This window comes from Bradyrhizobium sp. SHOUNA76, assembly GCF_023006445.1.
Classification (GTDB): domain Bacteria; phylum Pseudomonadota; class Alphaproteobacteria; order Rhizobiales; family Xanthobacteraceae; genus Bradyrhizobium.
The window spans coordinates 1-7556 of record NZ_JALBHA010000323.1 but is presented as its reverse complement, the minus strand read 5'-3'; the positions used below and the strand labels follow the sequence as shown (position 1 = coordinate 7556).

Sequence of the window (7556 nt, the reverse complement as noted above, 5' to 3'; positions counted from 1 at the left end):
GCAGAAGAACACGACGCGGCGGCCGGTGGCGGCCGCGACCTCGCGCAGCATGCCGCCGGGCTTGAGGCTCTCCTCGATGGACGGATAGGGCGCATGCAGCGCGCCTTCGAGCATGCCGTGCTTCATCCGCTCGTTGGTTTCGCGCAGATCGACCAGCAGCATGTCGGGCCGGCCGAGAATGCGGATCGCCTCGACCGCGCTGAGCGCACGGCCTTCCTTCTCCAGTTCCTCTTGATGCAGGCCGACATGCATGTTGGCTGGCACCGCCACGTCCATCATCTTCGGATTGGGCAGCTTCAGGTTCGCCATCAGCTCGATATATTCGTCGACCGAGCGCACCTGGAGCCGCGGATTGTAGCGCTTCTCCTCGCCGATGGTGGAGACGGTATCGCCCTTGTAATCGTGCGCCGGGAATACCATCGTCTCGTCCGGCAACTTCAGCAGCCGGTTGAAGATCGAATCGTATTGCGCGCGCGAAGAACCGTTCTGGAAGTCGGTGCGGCCGGTGCCGCGGATCAGCAGCGTGTCGCCGGTGAAGACGCGATCGCCCATCAGATAGGAGTAGGAATCGTCGGTGTGACCGGGCGTGTACATCACGTCGAGCGACAGGCCCTCGATCGTCACCTTGTCGCCGTCGGCGACCCGCATCGCCACCACGTCGGCCTTGGTCTGGTCGCCCATCACGGTCATGCAATGGGTGCGGTCGCGCAGCTCACCGAGGCCGGTGACGTGGTCGGCATGCAGATGGGTATCGACCGCCTTGACCAGCTTGAGGTCGAGCTCGCGCAGCAATTGGCAGTAGCGGTCGACCTTCTCCAGCACGGGATCGAGAATCAGCGCCTCACCGCCGGGGCGGCTGGCAAGCACGTAGCTGTAGGTGCCTGAAACGCTGTCGAAGAGCTGGCGGAAGATCATGGCAGGAAGTCCGGCAGTGGAACTGATTTCGAGGATTCTACTACGGACGCGGTCCTAAAGAGAAGCAATTCACTGCGTGGGTGACGAGATTTGGAAGATTTTTATTGCAGTGCGGGTTGGGGGGTGGCCATGCTGTCACCCACCCAAAGCTGTCATCGCCCGCCTAGTGCGCAATTGCGCACAGGAGCGGGCGATCCATTATTCCAGAGACCGTCGTGGGATACGGAGAAGCCGCGGCGTACTGGATTCCCCGCTTGCCGCTTACGCTAAAGCTTCGGCGCGCCCAAGACCAAACCCCGGCGAAGCCTTGGCGTAGCCGGGGTCGCGGGGAATGACGTCGAGGGTGCCGCGACGCTGTGTGCGCGGCCCCTCAGGGCCGCACCACCGTGTAGCCGTTCTCCGCGAGGAAAAGGATCTGCCCGACGCCCACCTGCACCGGTGTTGCGGCCTGGATGAACTCCGGCCGCTTCCCCGTCTCGCGCTCGATCGTGTCCACCGTGTTGAGGCAGATGTCGAAACGCACGCCCTGTGCGATCAGGCTTTCGACCTGCTTGCGACGCTCGCTGCCTGACAGCAGCAAGTCGATGCCGGGACCGAACGCCACCACTTCGATCGCGATCTTGTCGGGGGCGTAGGCCTTCAGAAGGTTGTTGGCGACGCTCAGCACCAGCGCCTGCTTCTTTGCATCGCCGTCGGAGAGTTGCAGCACAATCTTGTGCTCGGCGAACGGCTTGTCCTGGAGCGGCAACTGCTGCGCATCAGCCGGCATCGCCGGCCAGATGAGCAGCGTCAACAACATCGCGCTGAGAACTAGCGCCCGCCTCATCCTTGTCCCGCAATGCCTGGATTGTCGTCGACGCCTTTCAGCGTGACACCGGAGCCGAGCCGCTCCTGAAACATCCGGCCCGAGCGCAGATATTTGCCGACGACGTCCCACACCGGCGCGCCTTGCTGGCCGTTGATCGAAGCCCAGCCTGCGACCTTGTAGCGGTGGCTGGCGCTGAGCGCCTTGCCACTATTGAGCTTCAGCTCCGAGATGCGGCTGCCGATCGCTGCCGTCGGTGTGCAGGTGTAGCTGAGCCCGCCGGCGCGCACCATGTCGCCGCCCTGCTGGTAATAGGGATCGGGGTTGAAGAGGTTGTCGCAGATGTCTTCCAGCACGTCCTTGATCTGGGCTCCCGTCATCTCCTGCACATAGGTTTCGGGATAGGTGATCGCGGTCTCCGCGAGCAGATCCTCCATGGTCAACGCCTGGCCGGACAGCGCGGTGACGCCCCAGCGGAAGCCCGGCGACAGCGCGATCTCGGCATTGAGCTCGGTGCGGAGCGCGGTGCAGATCAGCTCGTCGACGGGACCGGAGAAATTGCCGCGGCGATAGAGCAGGCGGTCGGGCGTTGCGATCTTCGCCGACCAGTCGGTCACATGCGGCGCGCGCAGCCGGCCGATCAGCTCGGCCATTCCAGGGTCGGGCTTCAACAGCTCGGAATAGACAGGCAGCAGATGATAATGAACGTCGCCGACCTTGCCCTTGTCGATCGCGAGATCGAGCACGGCAAGGAATTTTCCGTTGGAGCCGGCATTGGTGACGAGCGTGGTCCCGCCCGCGTTTTTCACGGGAATCGGCTGCGGCACGGCGTCGTGGGTATGACCGCCGAGAATGACGTCGATGCCGGTGACGCGGCTTGCGAGCTTGAGGTCGACATCCATGCCGTTGTGCGACAGCAGGATGACCGCATCGACCTTGTCGGTGCCGCGCAAGGCATCGACATGCTTCTGCAATTCCTCCTCGCGGATGCCGAAGGTCCAGTCCGGCGTGAATCGCTTGGGATGCGCGATCGGCACGTAAGGGAAGGCCTGGCCGATGATCGCAACCCGATGGCCGCCGATCTCCTTGATCATTGAGGGCTTGAACACGCGCCCCGTGGCCTTGTCGAATGCGGGGGCATCGTTGAACGCGGCTTCCTCGGTCAGGAAAACGTTCTGCGCCAGGAACTCGCCCTTGAAGCGCTCGAGATTGTCGCGCAGCGTCTGCTCGCCATAGGTGAACTCCCAATGCCCGGTCATCGCCTCGATGCCGAGCAGATTGGCGACTTCGACCATGTCGCGGCCCTGCATGACCTGGGCAAGCCCGGTGCCCTGCCAGAGATCGCCGCCGTCGAGGAGCAGCGAACGTTTCTCGCCGACATCGGCTCGCAAACGGTCGACCAGCGTCTTCAGATGGGCAAAACCGCCGAGCTTGCCGAAGCGGCCTGCGGACTTCTCGAACTCGACGCAGGTGAAGGCATAGGCATCGGCGCTGTCGGAGCGGATACCGAAATGTTCGAGGAAGGCGCGGCCGACCAGGTGCGGCGGTCGTCCGGCCATCTCGCCGATGCCGATGTTGATGCTGGGCTCGCGGAAATAGACCGGGTTGAGCTGCGCATGGGTGTCGGTGATGTGCAGGATTCGCGCGTTGCCGAACCGCTCGAGGTCGTAAATGCTCGCGGCTTCAGTGCCTCGCGCAAGCCGCGGCAGGCTGAGCGATGCAGCGGCAAGGCCTGCAGACTTCAGGAAATCGCGGCGGCGGATAGCCATCCCAGATTCTCCGCGCCCTCTCATGATCGCAAGACTGCTCACCCGGGAACAGTCTAGCGGATTTCCATCGCCTTCCAGGCTTCTTTTTCAGACGTCGCCTGGAAGATCGACGCCTTCGCCAGCGCCTCGGCCTCCTTGGCTGCGGCAGTGGCGCGGTCGAAATCGCCGCCATCCGCCGCCTTCTTGGCCGTTGCCAGCGTGGAGACGGTGGTGGTCCATTGGTGACGCAGGCTGGCCGCCTCCTTGGCCGCAGCTTCCGCGGCGGCAAAGGCCGCCTTGTAGTCCGCTTCATTTGCCGCGCGCGCCGCTGAGGCGAGGCCGAGTGCGAGCAGCATGGCGAGAGGAAGTGTCCGCTTCATGGCCGCGCTCCCGGGCCTGAGATCGGCAGGCCGTTTGCAACGTAGGACAGGAAATATTCGACGTCGCGATACTCGTCCGACTGCGGCTCCAGCGGAACCGCGCGGGTCTGGCTGTTGCAGGTGACGAAGCGGCGGCTGGTCGTGCCCATGCCGCTCCATTCGGAGCGGTAGATCGGCATCGCGTTCAGGATACCGAGCGCCGGCGCCAGGGTTTCGGCGCGGATGCGCTCGCCCGGGCTTTGCACATGACAGCCGGCGCAGGAGAAGTTCATCTGGCCGCGCCGGGTGTAGAAATAGCGCTTGCCGTTTTCGAACGCCGCGAGTGCACGCGGATCATCGGGAATCTTGATGTCCATCGGCTTGCCGCGCGAGGTGAACGCCATGTAGGCGGTGAGCGAGGCCATCTCGTCCTTGACGTAGGAATAGGGCGCCTCGCCATTGGCCTCGCGGCAGCGGTTGAGCGCGAGCTCCAACGTGACGACCTTGCCTTCCCTCTCGTCGAAATAGGGATAGTTCTGGCGGATGCCGATGCCGCCGTTCGGGAAGCAGTCGGCATAGGTCTTGCCGTTCTTGAACGGGGTCGCAAACATCTCCTTGCCGGCATCGAGCGCGAACTCGTAAGGCGGGAATTCCTCCTTCTCCTGCCACTGCCGCTTCATGTCCTCATTCATGGAATAGGGACCGTTGACGAAGTCCTCGTGCTTCACGTCCGGAAACTTCTGGAAGAAGAAGTTTTGGAATGCCTTGGCGTCGGCGACAGGATCAACCTTGTCGGCTGCGACGACGTGCGCAGAGGTGAGGGCGAACGCGACCAGTGCGGCGCTCACCGAGCCGAGCAGGAGAGAGAAGCGGGCCTTCATCACGCGATCTTTGCGGTGGTGGTATCCGACGCACCCTTGTTGTCGGTCCAGGAGATCTTGAGCTCGTCGCCCTTCTTGGCGCCCTTGAAGCTGAACTTGACGTAAGGGTCCTTGGAGACCGCGGTGCCCCAATTGGCGACGAAGACGTCCTTGCCGTTACATTCGAACTTCAGTTCCTGGATGAAATGCGCCGGGATCAGCTCGCCCTTGGAATCCTTGACGAGGCCGGTATCCATGGGGTGCTGGATCAGCGCCTGCACCTCGGTGATGTCGCCGGTGGCGTTGGCGCGGACGCGAATGCTGGATGCCATCTGTTCCTCCTTCGCCGTTAGCCGCCGCAGCCGCCGACGGTGACCTTCACTTCCTTGGTCGCGCTGTAGAGCTTGCCGTCGGCTTCGACGATGGCGACCAATTTGGTGGTCTTGGCCATCTTCAGCCGGTTGGCGACGCCCGGAATGGTGCCGTCGGCGATCTTGTAGGACGCCGCGAGCGCGAACGGGTTCTCGGCCACGAGGAACGAGATCGAGGTCACCTTGTCGAGCGTCGTCGTCACCGAGACCGGCACGACGCCGCCGTTCTCGGCAATCTCCGGCGCATCCAGCTTGACCTTGTCGGAGGGCTCGGCGGTCTTGCCATAGAGCGCCTTGATCGCGTCGGCCTCGCTCTTCTGCTTGAAGGCCTCTTCCGGATATTTGTCGTTGGCCGCCGCGCGCGCCGGGCTGGCCGCGAACGGCAGGTTGCCAAGGCCGATCAGCGCGACCGAGGCCGCGCCCTGCAGGATCAGGCGCCTTGTCGCAAGGGGGCCGGTGGTCGTGGTCATCTGAAGTCTCCTGGGCAGCCGGCCGTTACAGGGTTTGCAGGAAATCAACGATCGCGCTGATCTCCTGTTCGGTCAAAATCCGGTTCCGGCCGAACGGCGGCATCATTGTCTGCGGATTGCGCTTGGTCTCGTCGAAGATGATCGCAGTGAGCTCATTGCGATCGGGGTACTTGGACTTGAGGTCCTTCAGTTCCGGCCCGATCGTTCCCGGCAGGTCGCCGCCTTTGATGACGTGACAGGTCAGGCAATTGCCCTTGCCGCGGTCGAAAGCAAGCTTTTGGCCATCGGCGACGGCGGATTGTGCCCGCGCCGGCGTGGCGACGATGGCCATCAGGAGGAACAGGACGGGTATCCGGGACAAGGCGGTCAAGGCGTCATTCCGAGGCGTTGTGGCGATGGTCGCGATCGCGGAAATAGGAGCGTTCCAAAGCACAAAGGGCATCGCCTGACAATCAAGACTATGCACGCGGCAAAATGGAGTTAATATCTTCCGCATTGCAACTAAACAGACTATTTGAGCGGCGGATTCTGCCCAAACTGTAAGGCCATGGCGCGGGCCGCTATTTCCAGGGTGTTTGGGCGCTTATCCGTTTTCATCGTGTTCTCGTTTTTTCAAGGGGACCTCACTTGGCTGAATATGTCGTCGAATTTGGCAGGGACGGCGGCCGGATCGAGCCGGACGGGCGGCTTGATGCGCCGGCCTTCCATCGCAATCACGCGCCGCTCTGGGCGGCGCTGGAAAAGCACCTCAGGGGGCAGACCGGCAACGTGGTCGAACTCGGCAGCGGAACCGGCCAGCACGTGGTCCATTTCGCCCGCCACACGCCCTCGCTGATCTGGTGGCCGAGCGACCTCAATCAACGCCACCTCAGGAGCATCGAGGCCTGGCGCGTGCATGCGGGCCTGCCAAACATCCGCTCACCCCTACGGATCGACCTCACCGATCCCGACTGGTGTCCGGAGATGAAAGGCGGGCAGGGGCCGACGAGTCTTGCAGCTGTGTTCTGCGCCAATGTCATTCACATCGCGCCCTGGGTCGTGGCCGAGGGTCTGTTCGCCGGCGCCGGCCGATACTTGCGCGCCGACGGCAAGCTGTTCCTCTACGGTCCCTTCAAGCGCGACGGCAAGCACACCGCGCTCAGCAACGCGGTGTTCGACACCTCCTTGCGTGAAGGCAATCCCGACTGGGGCGTGCGCGATATCGGCGACGTCGAGGCGCTGGCGAAGGCTGGGGGTCTTCGGTTGGTCGATACGATCGACATGCCCGCGAACAATCTGACACTGGTGTTCGCGAGGTAGCTATGCGGGAGGTCCGCTCCTTCCCCCGCCTGCGGGGGAGGGCTGGGGAGAGGGTGCTTCCACAACGGGACAATCCCCAAAGGGAAAAAGCCCTCACCCGCCGTGCTTCGCACGCCGACCTCTCCCGCTAGCGGGAGAGGTAAGAGCAGCCCGCGGCCGGTACCTTTGATCAATACGCCTCAGCCTTCCCCGTCCTTCCACCCGATCTTCTCCTTCAAGAACCGGAAGCCGAGCACCTCGAAGCCGGCGCGCTCCCTGTTGTCCTTGCCGTAGCCGTGGCCGCCGGCGGCCGGCTCGTAGAACCAGGCCTCGTAGCCCATCGCCTGCAGCTTGGCCGCCATCTTGCGCGCGTGGCCGGGATGGACGCGGTCGTCGCGCCGCGTGGTGGCAATCAGGATCGGCGGATAGGTCTGGCCATCCCTCACATTGTGATAGGCCGAATAGGTCTTGAGCCATTCCCATTCATCGGGCTTGTCGGGGTCGCCATATTCCGCGATCCAGCTCGCGCCCGCCAGCAGCTTGGTGTAGCGGCGCATGTCGATCAGCGGGATGGTGCAGAACAGCGCGCCGAAGCGCTCGGGGTAGCGCACCAGCATGTTGGTGATGAGGATGCCGCCGTTCGATCCGCCCTGGGCCGCGATGCGCTTGGCGCTCGTCAAGCCGCGGCGCACGAGATCGGCCGCGACCGCGGCGAAGTCATCATGCGAGAGCTTTTTGCCGGCGAGCCGG

General features: G+C 63.6%; 10 protein-coding genes. 1 reads left to right on the top strand and 9 read right to left on the bottom strand.

What is annotated here, in order from left to right; all coding sequences use genetic code 11:
- The 8 genes from MOV74_RS26045 to soxX form a co-directional block, all read right to left on the bottom strand.
- The coding region (locus MOV74_RS26045; protein WP_246929219.1) for an MBL fold metallo-hydrolase at positions 1–915 on the bottom strand (915 nt) is incomplete at its 3' end.
- Positions 916–1285: 370 nt separating this feature from the next.
- Positions 1286–1741, bottom strand: coding sequence for a hypothetical protein (locus MOV74_RS26040; RefSeq protein WP_246929218.1), 456 nt, complete (start codon positions 1739–1741; stop codon positions 1286–1288).
- Positions 1738–3489, bottom strand: coding sequence for a thiosulfohydrolase SoxB (soxB, locus tag MOV74_RS26035; protein ID WP_246929217.1), 1752 nt, complete (start codon positions 3487–3489; stop codon positions 1738–1740). The genes MOV74_RS26040 and soxB overlap by 4 nt, the downstream gene beginning before the upstream one ends.
- Before the next feature lie 53 nt (positions 3490–3542).
- Positions 3543–3848: a hypothetical protein gene (locus MOV74_RS26030; protein WP_246929216.1), complete on the bottom strand. Its 306-nt coding sequence runs from the start codon at positions 3846–3848 to the stop codon at positions 3543–3545.
- The gene (gene soxA, locus MOV74_RS26025) at positions 3845–4708 is read right to left on the bottom strand and encodes a sulfur oxidation c-type cytochrome SoxA (protein ID WP_246929215.1); all 864 of its coding nucleotides are present in this window, start codon (positions 4706–4708) and stop codon (positions 3845–3847) included. The genes MOV74_RS26030 and soxA overlap by 4 nt, the downstream gene beginning before the upstream one ends.
- The gene (soxZ, locus tag MOV74_RS26020) at positions 4708–5019 is read right to left on the bottom strand and encodes a thiosulfate oxidation carrier complex protein SoxZ (protein ID WP_246929214.1); all 312 of its coding nucleotides are present in this window, start codon (positions 5017–5019) and stop codon (positions 4708–4710) included. The genes soxA and soxZ overlap by 1 nt, the downstream gene beginning before the upstream one ends.
- Positions 5020–5036: 17 nt before the next feature.
- Entirely contained in the window at positions 5037–5528 is a 492-nt protein-coding gene (gene soxY / locus MOV74_RS26015) for a thiosulfate oxidation carrier protein SoxY (protein WP_246929213.1), read from the bottom strand.
- Positions 5529–5553: 25 nt separating this feature from the next.
- Positions 5554–5898 carry a sulfur oxidation c-type cytochrome SoxX gene (soxX, locus tag MOV74_RS26010; RefSeq protein WP_246929212.1) on the bottom strand — a complete coding sequence of 115 codons (345 nt, stop codon included), beginning with the start codon at positions 5896–5898 and terminating at the stop codon, positions 5554–5556.
- A 257-nt stretch (positions 5899–6155) separates the two neighbouring features.
- On the opposite strand from soxX, the gene MOV74_RS26005 reads away from it, so the two are divergent.
- On the top strand, positions 6156–6827 hold the full coding sequence (locus MOV74_RS26005; RefSeq protein WP_246929211.1) for a DUF938 domain-containing protein: 672 nt from the start codon (positions 6156–6158) through the stop codon (positions 6825–6827).
- Positions 6828–7006: 179 nt separating this feature from the next.
- Here MOV74_RS26005 and MOV74_RS26000 read toward each other — a convergent pair.
- A partial coding sequence (locus MOV74_RS26000) for a prolyl oligopeptidase family serine peptidase (protein ID WP_246929210.1) occupies positions 7007–7556 on the bottom strand: 550 nt, incomplete at its 5' end.

What these genes read in the sequence shown, in the direction of transcription:
- soxB (WP_246929217.1), bottom strand. Translation starts at nt 3,489, where the DNA reads ATGGCTATCCGCCGCCGCGATTTCCTGAAGTCTGCAGGCCTTGCCGCT.
- soxZ (WP_246929214.1), bottom strand. Translation starts at nt 5,019, where the DNA reads ATGGCATCCAGCATTCGCGTCCGCGCCAACGCCACCGGCGACATCACC.
- MOV74_RS26030 (WP_246929216.1), bottom strand. Translation starts at nt 3,848, where the DNA reads ATGAAGCGGACACTTCCTCTCGCCATGCTGCTCGCACTCGGCCTCGCC.
- soxA (WP_246929215.1), bottom strand. Translation starts at nt 4,708, where the DNA reads ATGAAGGCCCGCTTCTCTCTCCTGCTCGGCTCGGTGAGCGCCGCACTG.
- soxY (WP_246929213.1), bottom strand. Translation starts at nt 5,528, where the DNA reads ATGACCACGACCACCGGCCCCCTTGCGACAAGGCGCCTGATCCTGCAG.
- MOV74_RS26040 (WP_246929218.1), bottom strand. Translation starts at nt 1,741, where the DNA reads ATGAGGCGGGCGCTAGTTCTCAGCGCGATGTTGTTGACGCTGCTCATC.